Source organism: Actinomadura sp. ATCC 39365 (assembly GCF_054392275.1).
Genome location: NZ_CP184335.1, coordinates 2894694 through 2914007, shown reverse-complemented (window position 1 = coordinate 2914007; position 19314 = coordinate 2894694). Strand labels below are relative to the sequence as shown.

Genomic DNA, 19314 nt, shown 5'->3' with positions numbered 1-19314 from the left:
GCGCCGTCAGCTCAGGGGGAAACGCACGGGAATCTCGCCGCTCGTTCTGGCTTCAGCACCGCCCCGCCGGTCGCCGTACACGCGCACCGGTTCGGCCCCCGACAGGTCGGCGGCCCGCCGGGCGATGCCCGCCGCCCAGGCGCCCGACTCCGCCGCCGCCCGTTGGCGGCGGGCGTAGGCCAGATAGCCGGCAGCCGGGCCGGGGATCGCCGATCCCTCGTAGGCGGCCGTCAGTTCCCTGAAGAACACGCGGAACCAGCCGTCGCCGGCCAGGTGGTGGATCACCACGACCAGGACACACCTGTCGTCGCCGAGCCGCAGCAGTGCCACCCGGAACGGTGGTCCTTCGGCGAGGTCGAACGTCTGCTCCGCGTACGCCGACACCATGGCGTCGACCTCGCGGGCGCTGACGTCCCTGACGTCGACGCGCACGGGCAACCGGGAGTGCACGCGCTGAACGGGCCCGTCGTGGAAGGTCGTACGCAGAACGCTCTGCCTGGCGGCGACCGCCACGAGTGCCTGTTCAAGGCGGATCGGGTCGACGGTTCCCGCCAGCTCCACCTTCATCGCGCTGTTGTAGGCGGCGTTCGCCAGCCACAGCCGTTCCTGCTCGAAAGACAGGGGGGCGTCGGCCGTCACCGCCTGGCGCCGGACGCCCTTGTACCGGAGGTCATCGGCCATCGGTCAGCTCTTCGATCGCGTGGGCGAGGGTGGTGATGGTGGGAGTGTCGAAGATCTGCCGCAAGGGAAGATGAACGCCGAAAGCCTGCCTGATCTCAGCAGTGGCCTGCGCGACAAGCAACGAATGACCCCCCAAGGCGAAGAAGTCGTCACTCGCGCCGACACCCTCCACACCAAGGATCCGGCCGAACAGATCAGCCAGCCACAACTCGGTGACACCCCGAGGCGCGACCAGCCGCGTGGACAGATGCGGACGCCCACCACCCGGCAACGGCAAAGCCGCCACATCAACCTTCCCATTGGACGTCAACGGGAAAACAGACACCGGCACGATCACCGCAGGCACCATCTCCGCAGGCACCAGCGAACGCACATGCTCCAGCAGAAGATCCGCCGCAACCGGCTCCGTGGTCGTCACATAACTGACCAGCCGACCCTCCACCACCATCGTGTGAGCGTTGACCACCCGCGAATGCCGCGCCAGCGCCGTACTGACCTCCTGCGGCTCGACACGGAACCCACGAACCTTCACCTGATCATCGATCCGCCCCAGATACTCCAGCACCCCACCCGCCATGAAACGAGCCAGATCCCCCGTGGCGTACAAACGCTCACCCACCGCACCCGGATGCGGCACGAACCGCTCCGCCGTCAACCCAGGAGCACCCAGATAACCCCGCGCCACCTGCACCCCACCGACGAAGACCTGCCCGGCATGACCCACCGGCACCGGATCCAGACGATCATCCAGCAGATGCACCTCGACACCCGGAACCGGCGACCCGATCGGCACCGGCCCGGTGTGCGGATCGTCCCGAGTCACCTCGTGGACGCAGCAGCCCACCACGGTTTCCGTAGGACCGTACTCGTTGATGACCCGCAGTTCCGCGTCGCCCTCCCTCCATGCCTCGATGGACTCGTACGTCAGCTGCTCCCCGCCCATGACAAGAAGACGGGCGGCACCGGCCAGTTCGCTGACCTGAGCCGTCTGGTTGATCGCGGTCAGTGTGGACGGCGTCAGTTTGAGCAGGCTGAGACGCGGCCGGCTCCTGAGCACCTCGATGAGCGGATCCACCCGGCCCAGCCCGCAGCTCTCGGACAGGAGCGTGATGGGCTGGCCGGCCACGAGCGGCGCGAGCAGGCTGGTCACCGTCAGGTCGAACGTCACAGGGGAGTCGACGACCGCCCCGCTGAGTCCGGCGGTCACATAGCGTCCCGCGGCGAAGGTGACGTAGTTCGTCAGACCCGCGTGTGTCACCATCACACCCTTCGGCCGGCCGGTGCTCCCGCTGGTGTACATCACGTACGCCAAGGCGGCCGGATGCGGTGGGGCGCACTCGGGCGCGACCACCTTCCGCATCTCCCCGACGTCGAGCGTGATCCCCTGGTGGCCTGGGACGGGAGCGCCATCGGTGACGCAGATGTCCGGGCGGGCGTCCCCGATCACGTACGCGGTGCGATCGGCCGGGTGCGCAGGGTCGAGCAGGACGTAGGCGGCGCCGGCCCGCAGGATGCCGAGCATCGCCATGACCAGGTCGGCGGTCCGTGGCAGATACACGCCGACCAGATCACCCGGGCTGACACCCCTGTCGACGAGGGCGGCGGCCACGGCGCGGATCCCGTCGGCGAGCCGGCCGAACGTGGTGGTCGGTCCGCCTGGCGACAGGATCGCGGGCTCGTCCGGACACCGGTGCGCGCGTTCGAGGACGAGGTCCGCGACCGTTCCCGTGGGAAGGTCGGTGACCGGGGGGTTGAACGCCGCCCGCTGCTCCCGCGCGCGTTCCGACATCAGGTCGAGGCGTCCCAGCCGGGTCGTCGGCCTGGCCAGTGCATCGCTCACCGCCTGACGGAACTGGTCGGCGATCTCGGCCGCCAGCGCCGGGTCGATCGCATGGTGGTCGGCGATGATCCGCATCGCCACTCGATCGCCCGTCCGTACCGCGGACAGCCGGAGCGCGTGCGGCTCGCCGGCGTCGACGAGGTTGTCCACCTGCCAGGCGGGTGGCACCGTCACCATGCTGAAGGCGTACGGCCACGGCCGATCCCCGAAGTCCAGTGCCGCGTGTTGCGCGCGGAGCGCCTCCCAGTCGGCGTCGATCACTCGTACGTCGTCCGCCGAGGTCCGTGTACCGTCGTACGGGGTGAGGAGCGGGAGGTAGCGGGCCAGCGGCCCGGCCGCCGCCGCCAGATCGGCCTGGTCGCGGCCGTCCACCGCGACGGCCACGGGAACCGTGCATCCCGCCATGCGGCTCAGCACGGTACGCCAGCAGGACAGCAGGAGCGCCGCCGTCTCAGGCCCCTGCCATTCCATGTCCGGCAGATCGATCACGGCGAGCGCGCGGACGACGGCTTCCCCTACGGCCAGCCGCAACGCGGCGGTGGCCAGCAGCGGCCCGGTCACGCCGAGCACCGACTCGGCGGCGGCCCACCCCTCCTCGTCCAGCACCTCGTGCAGCCACTGCGCGAGATCGGCGTACTGCGGCCGCTCGCCCGTCAGGTCGAGCTCGGCCAGGACGAGGAGCAGGGTCTGCTCGTCCGCACACCAGGTGGGGGCGGACAGGAAGAGGAGCTCCGAGGTACGCGCGGCGACGAACCCGCCGTGCTCCACTGCCATGGCCATCTCGCTCCTGGACAGCGCGTCGCGGTCGCCGTCAGGGAGCACCCTGAGCACCTGGTCGGGCACCGTCCCGATGATCTGCGCCGACTCGGCCATCCCCGGCAGCGCCCGCAGGGAGGTGCGGAGAATCTCGTGCCTCGCCACGACGTCACGGAAGGCTCTGCTCAGCCGCGCGGAGCCGATCCCGGCGGGCAGCCGGGCGCGGAGGTGCACCACGGGCGGCTCACCCGCGAAGAGTCGGGCGTGGGACAACGAACGCTCCTGCATCGGAGACGATCGAAACGCGTGAACCGCCGCTTCCTCAGACATCCACCGATTCCTTCACCAGCTGATCCGCACTGAAAGGCTGCGCCATGGTCACCAGAAGCCGCCGGGAGCCGGTGTACGGCACGCGGCCATGGGCGACCAGCATGTTGTCCACGATCAGGACGTCACCGCGTTCCCACGTGAACGCGAGCGCCTCTGCCTCGTACGCGGCCCGCAGTTCCGCGAGCACGTCGGGTTCGAGGTCGGAGCCGTCGCCGTAGTAGGTGTTGTTCGGCAGGCCGTCCTTGCCGTACTCGGACAGAAGGGCGTCGGCGACGGCGGTCGGCAGGGACGAGACGTGGAACAGCACCGCGTGGTTGAACCAGGTGAGCTCACCCGTGCGCGGATGCCGGACGATGGCAGGTCCGACTCTGCTCAGGTGTAACCGGTCGCCATGCCAGCGGTACGCGTAACCGGCGGCCTCGCACGCCTGCTCCGCCCGGGCTCGGTCGTCGGTCTGGAAGACGGTCCGCCAGTCCAGTCCGAGGCCGCCTCCGAGGTTGCGCACGTAGCGCACGCCGCGTTCGGCGAACCTGGCGCGCACCTCCCGGCTGAGCCTGACGAGCACCCTGCGGCAGTCGGCGATGGGCGTCTGACCGCCGGTGGCCGCCGGAGTGAGGCTCCAGAACATCAGCCGCAGCGGCCAGGTGTGCGCGTAGGAGTTCTCACAATGCAGGGGGATGTGCTCGCTCGCCGGATACTCGGTCGAGGTGTAGACGCGGTCGTGGACCGCTGTTCTGGGCGTCGACCGTTCACGGTATTCCAGCGGTTCGCCGGCCGCGACGGACACCAGGTCCTGGAATCGCTCGGCGGATGACAGGTCGAAACCGCGGAAGAGCACGGCGCCGTGCTCGTCGAGCCAGCCGTCGAGCCGCTGACGGTTCGCCGCGGTCCATCCGGTGAGGCTCACCCCCGGCGTGCTCGGCCGGACGAGCGGGAGCCGGCCGTCGCAGCCCGGTACGGTGGACAGGTCGATCGGGTCGCCGTCGGACAGTGCACGGCGCCGATGATCGGAGAATCTCTGCGTCATCCCGTCTCCTACGAATGGGTGCTGAAGAGCGGCTTTCGGCGGGTCGCACCGGGGTTGGCGCGGACCACTGCCGCTCTTTGCCGGTCGAGCCTGTGTACCTCCGCGACCAGCTCGTCCACACTGGCGTCGGGCCGCTCCATGATCTGGTCGAGGATCGTCTGGTAGGCACGGATCAACCTGCGAATCTCACCGGCGCGGTACAGATCGGTGCTGTACTCCCACTCCAGGACGTAACCACCCTCCCGCCCATCGATGGGATCGGCGGGCTCTCTGATGCCGGTCACGTTCAGATCGAACTTGGCCGACTCCCCCGCGAGGTATTCCACGCGGCCGGCCAGGCCGGGGAACTCCAACGTCGGCAGCGGGGTGTCGTGGAAGGCGAAGGAGACCTGGAAGAGCGGGTTGGCACGCACGTCCCTGGTCGGCGCCAGCTCCCTGACCAGGAGCTCGAACGGGTACTCGGCGTGGTCGAAGGCGCCGAGCACCGTTTGCCTGGCCCGGCCGAGCAGGTGGGTGAAGGACGGGTTCCCGCCGACGTCGATCCTGAGCACCAGCGGGTTGACCATCATGCCGAGTACGGGCTCCAGCGCGCGGAGCGGCCGGTTGGCCGAGCTGGATCCGATCACGACATCGTCGGTTTCGCTGAACGCCCGGCAGGTGATGGCGAACACCGTGTACAGGATCACGAACAGGGTGGTCTCGTGCTCCCTCCCGAGGCTGGTGAGGCGCTCGCACACGGCCGGCGCCAGACGCAGCCGCTCGACCGCGCCCCTTACGCTCGGTTCTGCCGTCCTGGACCGCTTACCCAGCAGGTTCAGTGCTGGGAGCGCTCCGCCGCTGAGCTGCTCGCGCCAGTAGGCGAGCTGGTGGGCAAGGTGACCGTTCTCGACGAGCTGCCGCTGCCACAGGGTGAAGTCCCCGTAATGGACCTCCAGTGGCGGCAGGTCATGCGGTCGTCCTTCGCTGAACGCCCGGTAGATGGCCTTGAGCTCGGCCAGGAACAACCCGATGGACCAGCCGTCGTGGACGAAGTGGTGCTCGACCTGGAGGAGCACGTACTCGTCGTCGGTGAGTCTCGCCAGCCGCCATCGAAACAGCGCTTCGCTGTCCACGTCGAACGGGACGTTGAGCTCGGCCAGCAGGTCGTCCAGCCGCTGCTGCCGCCGCTGCGGATCCAGTGCGCGCAGGTCGAGGACGGGCAGCTCGACCGTCCACGGGCGGCCGACCCGCTGCAGCGGCCTGCCGCCTTCGACGTGGAACGACGAGTACGCGATCTCGTGCCTGGCGATGATCTCGGTGAGCGCCCTGGCGAGCGTCCGCGGGTCGAGGTCGCCTCGCCAGCGCACCGCCAGCGACACGTTGTAGGCGACGGAGTGGGGCGACAGCTCGCTCAGAAACCAGATCATCTCCTGCGAGTACGACAGCGGCAGGTCGAGCTCGCTCCGTTCCCTGGGGCGCACCGCGGGGATCGGGTGTGCCGTGGAGGCGTCGTGCCGGTCGATCGCGTGGGCGAGGGTGGTGATGGTGGGAGTGTCGAAGATCTGCCGCAAGGGAAGATGAACGCCGAAAGCCTGCCTGATCTCAGCAGTGGCCTGCGCGACAAGCAACGAATGACCCCCCAAGGCGAAGAAGTCGTCACTCGCGCCGACACCCTCCACACCAAGGATCCGGCCGAACAGATCAGCCAGCCACAACTCGGTGACACCCCGAGGCGCGACCAGCCGCGTGGACAGATGCGGACGCCCACCACCCGGCAACGGCAAAGCCGCCACATCAACCTTCCCATTGGACGTCAACGGGAAAACAGACACCGGCACGATCACCGCAGGCACCATCTCCGCAGGCACCAGCGAACGCACATGCTCCAGCAGAAGATCCGCCGCAACCGGCTCCGTGGTCGTCACATAACTGACCAGCCGACCCTCCACCACCATCGTGTGAGCGTTGACCACCCGCGAATGCCGCGCCAGCGCCGTACTGACCTCCTGCGGCTCGACACGGAACCCACGAACCTTCACCTGATCATCGATCCGCCCCAGATACTCCAGCACCCCACCCGCCATGAAACGAGCCAGATCCCCCGTGGCGTACAAACGCTCACCCACCGCACCCGGATGCGGCACGAACCGCTCCGCCGTCAACCCAGGAGCACCCAGATAACCCCGCGCCACCTGCACCCCACCGACGAAGACCTGCCCAGCATGACCCACCGGCACCGGATCCAGACGATCATCCAGCAGATGCACCTCGACACCCGGAACCGGCGACCCGATCGGCACCGTCAGACCGGCGTCGAGATCCTCGATCGTCTGGATGGTCGCCGCGATCGTGGTCTCCGTGGGGCCGTAGCCGTTGACCAGCCTGATGTGTCGCAGGCGCGCGTCGGACAGCCATGTCTGGACCGGCCCCGACCTGGCCTTCTCGCCACCGATGAGCACGAGGCGGAGAGATCGGGGAACGGGCGCGCCGGCCGCCAGCACTCCGACGAGCTGGTGCCAGAACTCCGTCGGCAGGTTCACGACGGTGATACCGAGCCGATCGCAGGCGGTCAGCAGCTGGGCGGGATCGAGCATCTCGTCGGTGCGCGGCACGAGCGCGGCGCCCGACGTCAGCGTCAGCACGACGTCCTCGATGCTGGCGTCGAAGCTGGTCGACGAGAACTGCAACCACCGATCGTCGGGACATATGCCGTACTCCGCCTTCATGGTGGCGGCGTAGGCGCCGATGGCGGCGTGGTTGATCATAACGCCCTTGGGCCGGCCGCTGCTTCCACTGGTGTAGATCAGGTAGGCCAGCTCGGCGGGGTGCGTGACGACCTCCGGTGCGGTCCGGTGCGGCAGATCCTGCGGAAGCTCGTCCAGGACGATCGCGCATTCGGCGTCCGCCACGATCTGGGCCGTCCGCTCGGGCGGATACGCGGGATCGATCGGCACGTAGGCCGCGCCCGCCCGCAGGACGCCGAACATCGCCGTGATCAGTTCTGGGCCACGCGGTAGCCGGACCCCCACCAGATCACCCCGTCCGACGCCGCGGGCGGCAAGCCATCCGGCCAACGCGGCGGTGGCGAAGTCGAGTTGCCGGTAGGTCAGGTGGCTCCCGTCCGTGCCGAGGATCGCGGGCGCCTGCGGGCGGGCCGCGGTCTCGGCGAGAAACATGCGGACAATCTCCGGCTGGCTCAGCCTGGTCAATCGCGCCTCCCTGAGTTCGCGATGAAAGAAAGCGACCGGGCCATATCTTTTCGGAATCCAGGGAGAGGAGATAGGGCAAGCATCGGCAGAGGTGTGCCAGGAACCTGGCAGAGATATTCGCGTGTGCTGGCGCGGTCACGCCGGTTGACTTCTACGAACGTTGCCGAGGGTAAACCGAGGCTGATATCAACAGGGCGTGGGACCGAGGAGTTCCATGCTCAAGGGGAAAGTCGCGGATGCGTACACTTCTGATTGACAACTACGATTCGTATACATTCAATCTCTTTCAGATGCTGGCCGAGGCCAACGGCTGCGAACCGACCGTCATTCACAACGACTCCACGACGTGGCGTGAATTGTCAGCCATGCGGTTCGACAACATCGTGTTGTCCCCCGGCCCCGGCCACCCCGCACGGCCCGGCGATTTCGGCGTGTGCGCGGAGGTCCTGCGACAGGCCGACATTCCCGTTCTCGGCGTGTGCCTCGGACATCAGGGAATGGCGGCCGTGGCGGACGGCATGGTCGAACTCGCACCGGAGCCGATGCACGGCCGGCTGAGCCGTGTCTGGCACGACGGCGGCGAGTTGTTCGCCGGCGTTCCCGCTGGTTTCCGGGTGGTGCGCTACCACTCCTGGATCGTCTCCGAGCCCCTGCCCGCCTCGTTGGAGGCGGTCGCGTGGACGTCGGACGGGCTGGTGATGGCGTTGCGGCACCGGTTCAGGCCGCAGTGGGGCGTGCAGTTCCACCCGGAGTCCATCGCGACGGAGCACGGGATGCGGTTGCTGGAGAACTTCAGAGACCTGAGCAGACCCGCCGGAGCCGCCCGCGGCCCGCGTCCGCTTCCCGCCGACACGAGCGGGCCGGAGCCGGCGCCTCCGCCGTACCACGCGCACGTGGCGACGCTACCGGAATGGCTGGACCCCGAGACGGTGTTCTCCGCATTACACGAGACGACTCAGGTGGCGTTCTGGCTGGACAGCAGCCGCGCAGAATCCGGGCGGGCCCGGTTTTCCTTTGTCGGCGCCCACGGCGGCCCACTCTCCCGACTGGTCGAATACCATGTCGGGCGCGAAGAAGTGCACGTCCGGTCCGCCAGAGAAAAGAAAGTCGAGCGAGGCACGCTCTTCGAGTATCTGAAACGCTCGCTGGCGAGAGGCGTGGTCCACGAAGAACTGCCCTTCGATTTCGTCGGCGGATTCGTCGGCTATTTTGGCTATGAATTGAAGGCCGACTGCGGCGGTTCGGCCAGACATCGTTCGCCTCATCCTGACGCCTGCCTGGTTTTCGCTGACAGGTTCGTCGCATTCGATCACGAAGAGCGACGGGTCTATCTTGTCGCGTTGAGCGAGGACGGCGTGGCGGACGCCGCCCGGACCTGGTTCGACGAGACCGGCCGGCTGCTGGCGGCGGCGGTCCGGCCGACGGAGCCGGGCCCTCCTGCCGACATCCATCCGGACCCCGTCCGGCCGAGCATGGGGCGGGCGGCCTACCTCGCCGCCGTCCGCGCCTGCCTGGAGGAGATCCGAGGGGGCGAGAGCTACGAGATCTGCTTCACCGGCCGCGTGCGTACCGAACCGCTCGATCTTCCCTCGCTGGACGTCTACCGGGTCCTGCGGCGGATCAATCCCGCGCCGTACGCCGCGTACCTGCGCTTCGACGAGGTCGAGATCCTCTCCTCCTCCCCTGAGCGATTCCTGCGCGTCGACCGGGAGCGCTGGATCGAATCGAAGCCGATCAAGGGAACCATGCCACGCTCCGCCGACGCCCAGACCGACCTGGACAACGCGCGGGCGCTGACCTTGGACGAGAAGACCAGGGCGGAGAACCTGATGATCGTCGACCTGGTCCGCAACGACCTGGGCAGAGTCAGCGCGATCGGGAGCGTTCACGTGCCCGAGCTCATGTCCGTCGAGAGCTACGAAACCGTTCACCAGCTCGTCTCCACCATCCGCGGCCACCTTCGCCCTGAGCTCACCTCGGTTGACGCCCTGCGGGCGGCGTTCCCGGCCGGCTCGATGACAGGCGCGCCCAAGGTGCGCACCATGCAGATCATCGACCGGCTGGAGGACAGCGCCCGCGGGGTGTACGCCGGCTCCATCGGGTTCCTGTCGCTCAACGGCACGGCCGACCTCTCCGTGGTCATCCGCACCGTGGTGGCCGACCGCTCGGGGACCACCATCGGCACCGGCGGCGCCATCGTCGCCCAGTCCGACCCCGACGCCGAGTACGACGAGGCCGTGCTGAAGGCCACGGCACCTGCCAGGGCGGTGGCCATCTCCAGGCACCAACGGGACATCACCACGACGTACGCGGAAGCGAGGCAAGCGTGAACGGGTCGGTGCGCCACGTCACCCCGGAGGACGTCCCCTATCTCGTCGCCGCGGTGCAGAGCCTGGTCGGCGAGCTCCGTGGCGAGCCGACGGTGATCCCGCAGGCTTCGCCGGCGGCCCATGACCTGGTCGTCCGCAAGGAGGCGGGAGTGGCGCTGATGGCGGTGGACGACGAGGGGCGACCGCTGGGTGTGGCGACGGCCAGCTACCAGCTCGCCATACGAACGGGCGGACCGTACGCCGTCATCCAGGAGCTCTGGGTCGAGCCCACCGCGCGCGGCCGAGGGGTGGCAGCCGCCCTCGTGTCAGCCCTGTCCGAAGAGGCCAGGGCTCATGGCTGTGCCGTCGTCGAGGTGGGCCTGCCCCGGCCGGAGTCGGCGTCCTTCGCGAACGCCCATCGGAGCTACCTGTCCTGGGGCTTTCAGGATCTTGGGCTGCGCATGAGGAAGGTGATCACCGATGCTGACGGTTGAGCAGATGGGCACGCCTCCCGCCCAGCCCTGGACCCTGAACAAGCAGGGTGGGCGGGTGGCCGGCGCCGAGGACGACGGGCGCACGGCGGAGATCGCCAACGGGCTGAGGCGTTCGGGCTGGGGTACGGCCACGGCCGGCGCCTCCGACGATGACCTGGACGAGGTCCTGTCCGCCGTCCACGCCCCGGGCTACCTTCGCTACCTGGAAACGGCCAGCGCCCGACTGCCCGAGGGTGAGTACCTCGTCCCCGAGAATCGCGCCGCACCCGGCGTCGTACAGGACACTCCGCTGCAGGCGGGCACCTACCAGGCAGCCCGGGAGGGGGCACGGACGGCGCTGACGGCCGCCGCGCTCGTCGCCGAGGGCGGGCAGGCCGCCTACGCGCTCTGCCGGCCGCCCGGTCACCACGCGGGCCCCGCCTGGCTGGGCGGCTACTGCTTCCTGAACAACGCCGCCGTCGCTGTCGAAGCCTTGGCCAGGCATGGTCGCAGTCCCGGCGTCTTGGATCTCGACTTCCACATCGGCAACGGAACAGCGGCCATTCTCGCCGCGCATTCCGGGCGCCCCTACGCGTCCGTCCACGCCGCCACGCTGGAGCACTACCCGTGGACCGACGACCTCGTGGGGGTCTCCGCCGACCTCTGCTTCGACATGACGGAGGCGCCGTCCGAGCAGGAGTACGTGACCGCGGTGGCCGAACTGACGCGGCGCCTGGCCGACGAGGGCACCGACACGCTGGTCCTGTCCCTCGGCTTCGACACCCTGACCGGTGATCCGCACGGCGGCTGGACCCTTACGCCGCAGGTGTACGGCCTGGTGGCCGAGGCCGTCGCCGCTCCCGGCTGGCCGATCTGCATCGTGCAGGAAGGCGGATACCGGCGCGGCTTCCTGAGCGAATGCGCCGCGGAATTCGGACAAGGACTATCCGGCGATCTGCCCAGAAAGTGTGGTGCCCATGGATGAGCTGACCCGGCTACGCGAGCGTATCGACGTGCTCGACGAGGAGATCGCCACCCGGCTCGCCCAGCGGTTCGAGGTGGTCAGGAGGGTCGGCGAGCTGAAGCGGGCGGAGTCCATCCCGATGATGCAGGCCGACCGGGTCACGCATGTGCACGAGCACTACCGCAGACGCGGCGCGGAACAGGGCACGCCGCCCGACTTCACCCAGTCCTTCGTCGACCTGCTGCTCCAGGCCACCTGCGGGCTCGAAGACACGATCATCGACGCGCCAGGGGAGATCAGGTGACCACGTTCGTCACCCTCGGTCCGGAAGGGACCGACCACGAGTACACACTCCGCCGGTATCTGGCCTTCCAAGGCATCCCCGAGGCACGGATTCTCCTGGTGGACGACCTGCTTGACGGCCTGGAGACCGTACGGGGCACCGAGGACTGCTTCCTGCTGCAGAACACCGCCCACCCCGACGTCGCGACCGTGACCGAGCGGTACTGGGCCGAGGTCAGGGTCGTGGACTGCTTCGTCGCCCCGACCAAACCGATGGCGATCCTCCGCCGCGCGGACGTTCCCACCCCCGTAGCCTCGCGGTCATGCCGGCCACGGTCGGCTACCTGCGTCCGGGCGAGTGGTCGGAACTGGTCTCCGTACGCGCCAAACCGCTGATCGGCCAAGGCCTGCTGACCGGCCAGTACGAGGCGGGGCTCACCCACCTGTCCTGGGCGCATGAGAACCCGGACCGGTTGGTCGTGATCGAACGCATCGGCCCGGTCGACACCGGCTGGCTGGTCTACGGGCGGGCGCTGGAGTACCGCGACGAGCTGACCGGACTCGTCCGCGCCGACCTCTACGCGAGCGCGCGGTCATGAGCCCCGTCGACGCACTGGTATGGCACGACGGCACTGTCAAGCACGCCTCCGAGGCGACCGTGCCCATCATGAGCCACGCCCTGCATTACGGCACCACCGTCTTCGAAGGGCTGCGCGCCTATGAGGGGCGGCTCGGCTGCGCGCTCTTCCGGCTGGACGATCACCTCGACCGGCTGCGACGCTCCGCCGAGGCGTACGGCATGCGGCTGCCGCTGTCGCCGCAGTCCCTGCGCACCGCGGTGCACGAGGTGGTGCGCGCGCACGGCGGCGGAGATCTGTACGTGCGTCCGATGGCGTTCAGAGGGCCGGGATCCATGGCCCTGGACAGTACGGGGAGCACCCTCGACGTGGCCGTCGCCGCCTGGCGGCTCGACCACTACTTCGCCGGCTCGCACGGCGTCCGCGTCACCGTCTCCCCGTGGACGCGGATCTCCCCCGCGTCACTCGTGCCGCGTGCCAAGGCGGCCGGCCATTACCTGAACTCTCTGCTGGCCAAGTCCGAGGCCGCCGAACGGGGCTTCGACGAAGCGATCATGCTCGATGAGCGCGGGCTGGTCTGCGAGGCCAGCGCCATGAACGTCTTCGTGGTCCATGGCGGTCGCCTGCTGACCCCGATCGCGGACGATCACCTGCTGGACGGGATGACCCGCGACACGATCCGTACGATCGCGACCGGCCTCGGCGTCGATGCCGCCGAACACCCCCTATGCCCCGCGGACCTCCATGAGGCGGACGAGATCCTGCTCACCGGGACGGGCGCGCGCATCGTCCCGGTCAGGCAACTGGACGGCTCAACCTTCCACGCTCCGGGCCCGGTGACGGCGGCCCTGGCGGAACGCTTCGAGGACGTGGTCCGCGCTCGCGTGCCTGAACACCACGACTGGCTGGACGCGGTCGCCGACGTCAGAGTGGGGGCGCGGTGAACGGCCCGGCCGAGCGGCCGCTGCGGATCGCGCTCATCTCCCCGATCTGGCAACGCACCCCTCCTGTCGCGTACGGTGCGACCGAGCTGATGGTCAGTGTCCTCACGGAGGAGCTGGTACGCCGAGGGCACGACGTGACCCTGTACGCGCCAGGCGATGCCGTGACCAAGGCCCGGCTGCGCAGCTTTCTCCCTCAGGCTCCTGGCTGGGAGAAGTCCCTGGAGGACCCGACACTCGAACTCCACCATGTGGTGCACGCATATCGGGACGCCGGGGAGTTCGACGTCGTTCACGATCACACTGACCCCTTCGGCCCGGCGATCGGAGCGTTCGCCGCGACCACCCGCCCGGTGGTGCACACCGTGCACTCCACACCCGCGGAAGAGCCACTCAGATCGCTTTACCGCATGGTCCACGAGCAGGTGGGCCTGGTGGCCCTCAGCGCGGCCCAGCGGGCGACCACACCAGAGCTCAGGTACGCCCAGGTCATCCACCACGGGCTGGACGTCGAGGGGTTCCGCTTCCAGCCGCTCAAGGGCGACTACGCGCTCTTCATCGGGCGGATGATGAACGGCAAGGGCGTCGACCTGGCGATCCACGCCGCCAGGAAGGCCGGGCTGCGACTGCTCATCGCCACCAAGGAGGTGCAGTTCGGATACGAGGCCCGCTACCTGCGCGACAAGGTCAAGCCCTTGCTCGGCGACGACGTGGAACTGGTCGGCGAGGTCGGTTTCGAGGCCAAGGTCGAGTTGTACGGCAACGCGCGCTGCACCCTCGTCCCGACCAACTGGGACGAGCCCTTCGGCTTGACCGTCATCGAGTCCCTGGCCTGCGGCACACCGGTCGTCGGACTGCGAAGAGGAGCGACGGCCGAGATCGTCGAGCACGGTGTGACGGGCTTTCTCGCCGCGGACGTGGACGAGCTCGCCCACTTCGCCGGGCGGACGGAGGAGATCTCACCGACCGCCTGCCGAAGAGCCGCAGAAGATCGGTTCTCGGCCGCGCTGATGGCCCGGCGCCATGAGGCGCTCTACCGGCGGATGATCGCCGCCCACGAGAAGGGGTGACATGTTCGAGCTATCCGAGACGCAAACATATGTGGTCAACCTGCGCAGACGGCCCGACCGGCGGGCACGGATGGAGCACATGCTGCCGGCAGAGATGACGGCGATATTCACCTCCGACTGGACAGGCCCCTTCGACGGGCACGGCCTTTCCCCCGATGTGCTCGAACGCCACTCCGTGTCACCCTTTCCGTGGCAGATCGAGTCGACCAACCCTTGGTGGAACCGGCCGCTCAAGCTCGGCGAAATCGGCTGCACCCTCAGCCATCTCGCCTGCTGGCGCCACGCTCTGACCACCGGCAAGTCCCATGCGCTGATTCTCGAGGACGACGCCGTCCTGGCCGACGGTTTCGTCGACCGGTTGACGGCGGCCACGGCTGCGCTGGGCAGTGCCGATGAGATCGGCCTGGTCTATCTCGGCCGAGTCCCGCTGGAGCAGGACAGGCCATATCTGCCGGGAATGGTCAGCCCCGGTTACAGTCACTGCACATACGGGTACATCCTGAGCCGCCCGGCGATCATCACACTTCTGGCGGCGAAACTGGAAAAGGCCATCATCCCCATCGATGAGTTCCTGCCCGCCATGTATGCCGACCATCCCCGCACGGACGTCAGGGCGCGGTTCCCACGACGCATTTCCGCGCTCGCCTTCGACCCTCCATTGGTGGAGCAGCTCGACAAGGACGAGGCGGGCAGTGATACGGAAGATTCGGCGTTCCTGCCTCCCACAACGGCCACAACCTGGTCAAACGCGACTTCTTGACAAGATCCACAGCCCCTGCCTACCATCCTTCAGGGCCGATGAAATAGTACATTACACACGGAGCATGGAGGCTCAATTGCGCGAGCTCCTGTATATCGAACTAGGTTTCAGCGATTACGCTTCCTATGGCGCGGCACTTGCCCTTTCCCAGGGCCGGCCCATTCGATTAGCGGCCCAGTATCCCGACAAGAGCATGGATTTCGAGTTCCAGACGACCCCGAAACCGCTGGCCGCGGAATTGGACCTGTTCCACCGATTCAGCGGTGTCGACGCGGTCAGCACCATGAGCCTGCCCGATCTGCTGACGCGCTATTCAGGGCACGATCTCGCGGGTGTGATCTCCTACAGCGACGCGCACCTCATGAACGCCGCTCTGCTGGCCCAGCACCTGGGCCTGCCGGGCGCCGACCCCACCGGCATCGAGAACTGCGTCTTCAAGGACCGCGCCCGTGAGATGACCAACCCGCTCGGCCATCCGGTCACCTACGCCGTACGGGTCGCGGAGAATGCCGGGGACACCTCCCCCGTCGGCTACCCATGCGTCGTGAAGCCGGTGGTGGGGCGGGCCAGCTACGGCGTGTCGGTCTGCCACGACGACGCGAGTTACGTCGCCGCCGTGGACGAGGCGATCATCTACTACCGGGCGACCAGCGGCGGCGCCGAGAGCGTCCCCTCGATCCTGGTGGAGGAATACGTCGAAGGACCCGAGTACAGCGGCGAACTGATCTGGGACGACATCGAAGGGCGCTGGCGGTTGCTGGGCGTGACCAACACCGCCCTGATGACCCCGCCCCCCGTCCGCAGGGAGATCGGGCACATCTTCCCGTGGAGCTTCGGGTCCGAAGTCGACGACACCGTCGAGGAGACCCTCATCGCCTGGTTGAACGCCGTCGGACACCGAAGGGGCGCCGCCCACATCGAGTTCAAGATGGAGGCGAACCGCCCGGCGCTCATCGAGATCAACCCGCGCCTGCCGGGGGTGGACTCAGAAGGCTTATCCAGCTCGCCACGGGGTTCGACGTCGTCGACGCCTACCAGCGGATCTACCTCGGCGAGCCCCGGCCATGGCCGGGGCCGCTTCCCCACCACGGCTACTCCGTGTTGCGCGATCTGCTCACCGACCGCAGTGGACGGGTCAAGCGGATCACGGAGCCCGCCGTCACCGCGTCGACGGTCGTCGAAACCGCGACCCGCGACCCCGAACGGCTCCCTCCGCTGCCGCGCGACTCCCACCTCGCCTACGCGATCTCACTGGCGCCCACCCAGGAAGCCGCCCTGGACGCGGCCTCCGCGCACGTCGACGCCATTCAGGTGGAGTACGCCGACGGGCAGTGACACGCCCACAGCACAAGGACAGGAAGGGCCGGCACGTGACAGACGCAGAAGCGGAGATGACCCGTGTGGTCATGGAGATCTGGGAAGACACCCTGCGCAGGACCGACTTCCGCGCGGAGGATGACTTCTTCGAGCTGGGCGGCGACTCCATGGACGCGGCAAGGACACTGGCGGCCCTGCGGAAGCGCACAGGCGCCCTCATCAGCCTGAGCGAGATGTTCCAGCAGCCGACCTGCGAAGGCATCGGCAAGCTCATATCCGGACGGGTCAACGGACATTCGTGAAACCGCAACACCCGGCAGGCCTTTCGTACGCCTGCGCGCCAGGAGGAAGAGTGACAGAGAACGAGACGACCACCCGCTACAAGGTCGTTTTCAACGACGAGCAGCAATACTCCATCTGGCCGGCCGATCGAACGAACCCATTGGGCTGGCACGACGAGGGCACCAGCGGCTCGAAAAGCGAATGCCTGGACAGGATCGAAGTGGTCTGGACGGACATGCGCCCGCTCAGCCTGCGCATCGCGATGGGTCAGCAGCATTCATGACCGTTCTCGTTCACGACCTGGACGGCCTCATCACGGCCAGGCACCAAAGCGTCACAGTGATCGACTCCGTACCCGCCGCGGCTCGCGGGATGGCCTCGCTACTCCGAGCCCAAGGCTACGAAGTGCACGAATACTCCACGATTCCTCAGTCGGCCGGTGAGGACGCCGACCCCCTTCTCCTCGCCCTGCGAGACAGCGCCGACTGGGATTTCCTGCTCCACTGCGCCAGGGCGGCCAAGAACCGCTGCATCGTCGCGGTTCTGGTCGATCCCGACCCGGCCACCTACAGCCGAGCCCTTCGCTGCGGTGCCCGGTCGGCGGTCGATCACCGAGCTCCTGTCGAGGAAATCGCCCGGGTGCTCGAAGCGGCCATGAACGACTACACGCTGTTTCCCGCCCCCATCGCATCAGAACTTGCCGAGAACCGCCGGTGCGGCCCGCCGCCCGGCATCGAGCTCAGCTCCATGGAACTGCAGTGGATCGCGGCGCTCGCCGGCGGATCGACCATCGCGGAACTCGCCGTGAGAGCCTGCTACTCGCAGCGGGAAATGTACCGTTCGCTGCGCGAGCTGTACGACCGGATAGGCGCGCGCAACCGGACGGAAGCGGTGGTGATGGCCGCACGCTGGGGGCTCTTCGAATTCACGCCTCGGGGGGTTGCCCGCAAACGCGCCAGCTGATCATGGCCCATCGGACGGGGGCCCACCACCGCCCGTCCGATGAGCAGATGACCGGCACTCCGCACGAGGCGCGAGCAACCACGCCGAGCAGAGGGCAACGGTGCGGGAGCGATCGCCGAGCATGGGGTCATGACGGCTGTCGCTCCCAGGAGGCGTCATGGAGACGGTCAGCACGGCGAAGGTTCCTGAGTAACGACGCTCCTCGACGCGTTGCAGGACGAGGACAGCACCCACTACGTGGGACATGAAACAGAGCAGGCTGCGGATCCCTGACGGCATGAATCGTCATGGCCATGCTGGAAGCTTTCGGTACATGATCTCTGGACCTGCTGCGATGCAGGTCAGCGTGGCGGTCAGCCCGTCCAGGATTTCCCGCGACTCCCCTTGCTGACCGCCCTGACGGGCATGCCTGCGACGCACCGCCCCTCAAGGGGCAAACATTGTCAACCGGACCAGGCCCCTGACCTCTGTATACGGCTCCCCACTTTCCCATCAGGGAGCCCATCCCGCCTATATCCCGTATGGCTGTTGATCGGACTCGGCAGCCATACTGACCTGCGTACGACCGCTCAGCCTTGTTTGGTCGGTTGTGGCTGGCACAAGCCTTCTGGCGGTACGACTTCGACGGTTTGCCAATAGCTGGGACTGCCGAACTTGGAGTTTTTCGAAAGATTCTGCTATGTAGTCGGTGAACTCTTGAGGGTAGGGAATCAAGCTGAACAGCTCTGCATGCTCGCCGGCCTCCCATCGAGCCAGGACGACCTCGTAGCCTCGGACGTGGGTGAAGTACTTCATGGCACATTCTGGCATCGTCTCATCCAGCAGCAGATGAGCATGCGTCAACAGGAGATCGCACACCTTACGAGACGTCGGCTGGAGTACGCTGGTCATCCATAGGCGGTATATCTCACGCTGGTTCGCGTCGATCCGCTTAATGCTTTCTGATGTCCGCTGATCGAACAGTCCCTCGGGGTCGTATCGATCCCGCATGGCTCGGTAGGCGATGCCATTCGACTGAGTCATGGCGTACATCGGTCCATACAACTGACTCAGTTGAGTCTGCACCCGGGCCAGCTGGTCACGGTGACGGCCGTTCCGGACAGCGCTCCAATGGGTCAACATGAATCCGATTCCTACCGCGAGAATGCTGGCGGCAGCAGTGATCAGAGCTGTGTTCACACAAGCCCCCTGGTGAAGCAGTTCGGCAGGTTGCCAGCCGTTTGCTCAGGAACCTGACGTCTTGAGGTCCGGCGACCCGCTACTGACGGCAGAGTACCTCTCAGGTTTGCTCCATTAGGGCCAGATCTCGTCATCGGGCCTATACGGCCACAACGGCGATCAGCTCACGAGCTCCAACTCCATCACCCGAAGGGACGCGAGCCTTGATCTTTCTCGAATGAATTCCAGCCATGGCTCTCCGCCAGGCCGCCACTCTCGTGTGATCGTTGCTTCACCAGTGTGGAAGAGCTCGGCTCGTGATCCTCTGACGTGTTCCGGCTCTGGTCGGATGCGATGCGGGCCCCACCCTCGAGTACCCGCGCTTCCCCGCCCTC

At 67.5% G+C, this 19314-nt stretch carries 17 protein-coding genes; 12 read left to right on the top strand and 5 right to left on the bottom strand.

The features are described from left to right. Positions 1 to 6: 6 nt before the first annotated feature. The 4 genes from ACNF49_RS14680 to ACNF49_RS14665 are packed head-to-tail and all read right to left on the bottom strand — an operon-like array spanning position 7 to position 7822. Entirely contained in the window at positions 7 to 681 is a 675-nt protein-coding gene (locus ACNF49_RS14680; protein ID WP_482944039.1) for a condensation domain-containing protein, read from the bottom strand. Beyond that, entirely contained in the window at positions 671 to 3607 is a 2937-nt protein-coding gene (locus tag ACNF49_RS14675) for an amino acid adenylation domain-containing protein (protein ID WP_482944038.1), read from the bottom strand. Before ACNF49_RS14675 ends, ACNF49_RS14680 begins: the two co-directional genes overlap by 11 nt. After that, positions 3600 to 4634 carry a TauD/TfdA family dioxygenase gene (locus ACNF49_RS14670; protein WP_482944037.1) on the bottom strand — a complete coding sequence of 345 codons (1035 nt, stop codon included), beginning with the start codon at positions 4632 to 4634 and terminating at the stop codon, positions 3600 to 3602. The genes ACNF49_RS14675 and ACNF49_RS14670 overlap by 8 nt, the downstream gene beginning before the upstream one ends. 8 nt (positions 4635 to 4642) lie before the next feature. Further along, positions 4643 to 7822 (bottom strand): non-ribosomal peptide synthetase, encoded by a 3180-nt coding sequence (locus ACNF49_RS14665; RefSeq protein WP_482944036.1) that lies wholly within the window; start codon positions 7820 to 7822, stop codon positions 4643 to 4645. A gap of 236 nt (positions 7823 to 8058) precedes the next feature. Here ACNF49_RS14665 and pabB point away from each other — a divergent pair, with 236 nt between their 5' ends. The 12 genes from pabB (at position 8059) to ACNF49_RS14605 (ending at position 17761) form a co-directional block, all read left to right on the top strand. After that, positions 8059 to 10152 (top strand): aminodeoxychorismate synthase component I, encoded by a 2094-nt coding sequence (gene pabB / locus ACNF49_RS14660; protein WP_482944035.1) that lies wholly within the window; start codon positions 8059 to 8061, stop codon positions 10150 to 10152. After that, positions 10149 to 10625, top strand: a complete 477-nt coding sequence (locus ACNF49_RS14655) for a GNAT family N-acetyltransferase (protein WP_482944034.1) — start codon at positions 10149 to 10151, stop codon at positions 10623 to 10625. Before pabB ends, ACNF49_RS14655 begins: the two co-directional genes overlap by 4 nt. Continuing rightward, positions 10612 to 11589: an arginase family protein gene (locus tag ACNF49_RS14650; RefSeq protein ID WP_482944033.1), complete on the top strand. Its 978-nt coding sequence runs from the start codon at positions 10612 to 10614 to the stop codon at positions 11587 to 11589. The genes ACNF49_RS14655 and ACNF49_RS14650 overlap by 14 nt, the downstream gene beginning before the upstream one ends. Beyond that, positions 11582 to 11872 carry a chorismate mutase gene (locus tag ACNF49_RS14645; RefSeq protein WP_482944032.1) on the top strand — a complete coding sequence of 97 codons (291 nt, stop codon included), beginning with the start codon at positions 11582 to 11584 and terminating at the stop codon, positions 11870 to 11872. Before ACNF49_RS14650 ends, ACNF49_RS14645 begins: the two co-directional genes overlap by 8 nt. 301 nt (positions 11873 to 12173) lie before the next feature. Continuing rightward, positions 12174 to 12449, top strand: a complete 276-nt coding sequence (locus ACNF49_RS14640; RefSeq protein ID WP_482944031.1) for a hypothetical protein — start codon at positions 12174 to 12176, stop codon at positions 12447 to 12449. Next, on the top strand, positions 12446 to 13372 hold the full coding sequence (locus ACNF49_RS14635) for a branched-chain amino acid transaminase (RefSeq protein ID WP_482944030.1): 927 nt from the start codon (positions 12446 to 12448) through the stop codon (positions 13370 to 13372). Before ACNF49_RS14640 ends, ACNF49_RS14635 begins: the two co-directional genes overlap by 4 nt. Beyond that, complete coding sequence (locus tag ACNF49_RS14630; protein WP_482944029.1) at positions 13369 to 14439, top strand: glycosyltransferase family 4 protein; 1071 nt, start codon at positions 13369 to 13371, stop codon at positions 14437 to 14439. Before ACNF49_RS14635 ends, ACNF49_RS14630 begins: the two co-directional genes overlap by 4 nt. A 1-nt stretch (position 14440) precedes the next feature. Next, the gene (locus ACNF49_RS14625) at positions 14441 to 15199 is read left to right on the top strand and encodes a glycosyltransferase family 25 protein (protein WP_482944028.1); all 759 of its coding nucleotides are present in this window, start codon (positions 14441 to 14443) and stop codon (positions 15197 to 15199) included. A 76-nt stretch (positions 15200 to 15275) separates the two neighbouring features. Further along, positions 15276 to 16658 (top strand): ATP-grasp domain-containing protein, encoded by a 1383-nt coding sequence (locus tag ACNF49_RS14620; RefSeq protein ID WP_482944027.1) that lies wholly within the window; start codon positions 15276 to 15278, stop codon positions 16656 to 16658. Further along, positions 16591 to 16818, top strand: coding sequence for a phosphopantetheine-binding protein (locus tag ACNF49_RS14615; protein ID WP_498702444.1), 228 nt, complete (start codon positions 16591 to 16593; stop codon positions 16816 to 16818). The genes ACNF49_RS14620 and ACNF49_RS14615 overlap by 68 nt, the downstream gene beginning before the upstream one ends. Positions 16819 to 16868: 50 nt before the next feature. Further along, entirely contained in the window at positions 16869 to 17081 is a 213-nt protein-coding gene (locus ACNF49_RS14610; protein ID WP_482944025.1) for an MbtH family protein, read from the top strand. Next, on the top strand, positions 17078 to 17761 hold the full coding sequence (locus tag ACNF49_RS14605) for a hypothetical protein (protein ID WP_482944024.1): 684 nt from the start codon (positions 17078 to 17080) through the stop codon (positions 17759 to 17761). The genes ACNF49_RS14610 and ACNF49_RS14605 overlap by 4 nt, the downstream gene beginning before the upstream one ends. Before the next feature lie 510 nt (positions 17762 to 18271). Here the strand turns inward: ACNF49_RS14605 and ACNF49_RS14600 are convergent. Further along, on the bottom strand, positions 18272 to 18940 hold the full coding sequence (locus tag ACNF49_RS14600) for a hypothetical protein (RefSeq protein WP_482944023.1): 669 nt from the start codon (positions 18938 to 18940) through the stop codon (positions 18272 to 18274). Positions 18941 to 19314 lie beyond the last annotated feature (374 nt).

Excerpts from the sequence above, each read along its gene's own strand:
- ACNF49_RS14670 (WP_482944037.1), bottom strand. The coding sequence starts at position 4,634 with ATGACGCAGAGATTCTCCGATCATCGGCGCCGTGCACTGTCCGACGGC.
- ACNF49_RS14605 (WP_482944024.1), top strand. The coding sequence starts at position 17,078 with ATGACCGTTCTCGTTCACGACCTGGACGGCCTCATCACGGCCAGGCAC.
- ACNF49_RS14680 (WP_482944039.1), bottom strand. The coding sequence starts at position 681 with ATGGCCGATGACCTCCGGTACAAGGGCGTCCGGCGCCAGGCGGTGACG.
- ACNF49_RS14615 (WP_498702444.1), top strand. The coding sequence starts at position 16,591 with ATGACCCGTGTGGTCATGGAGATCTGGGAAGACACCCTGCGCAGGACC.
- ACNF49_RS14650 (WP_482944033.1), top strand. The coding sequence starts at position 10,612 with ATGCTGACGGTTGAGCAGATGGGCACGCCTCCCGCCCAGCCCTGGACC.
- ACNF49_RS14625 (WP_482944028.1), top strand. The coding sequence starts at position 14,441 with ATGTTCGAGCTATCCGAGACGCAAACATATGTGGTCAACCTGCGCAGA.
- ACNF49_RS14635 (WP_482944030.1), top strand. The coding sequence starts at position 12,446 with ATGAGCCCCGTCGACGCACTGGTATGGCACGACGGCACTGTCAAGCAC.
- ACNF49_RS14645 (WP_482944032.1), top strand. The coding sequence starts at position 11,582 with ATGGATGAGCTGACCCGGCTACGCGAGCGTATCGACGTGCTCGACGAG.
- pabB (WP_482944035.1), top strand. The coding sequence starts at position 8,059 with ATGCGTACACTTCTGATTGACAACTACGATTCGTATACATTCAATCTC.
- ACNF49_RS14675 (WP_482944038.1), bottom strand. The coding sequence starts at position 3,607 with ATGTCTGAGGAAGCGGCGGTTCACGCGTTTCGATCGTCTCCGATGCAG.
- ACNF49_RS14640 (WP_482944031.1), top strand. The coding sequence starts at position 12,174 with ATGCCGGCCACGGTCGGCTACCTGCGTCCGGGCGAGTGGTCGGAACTG.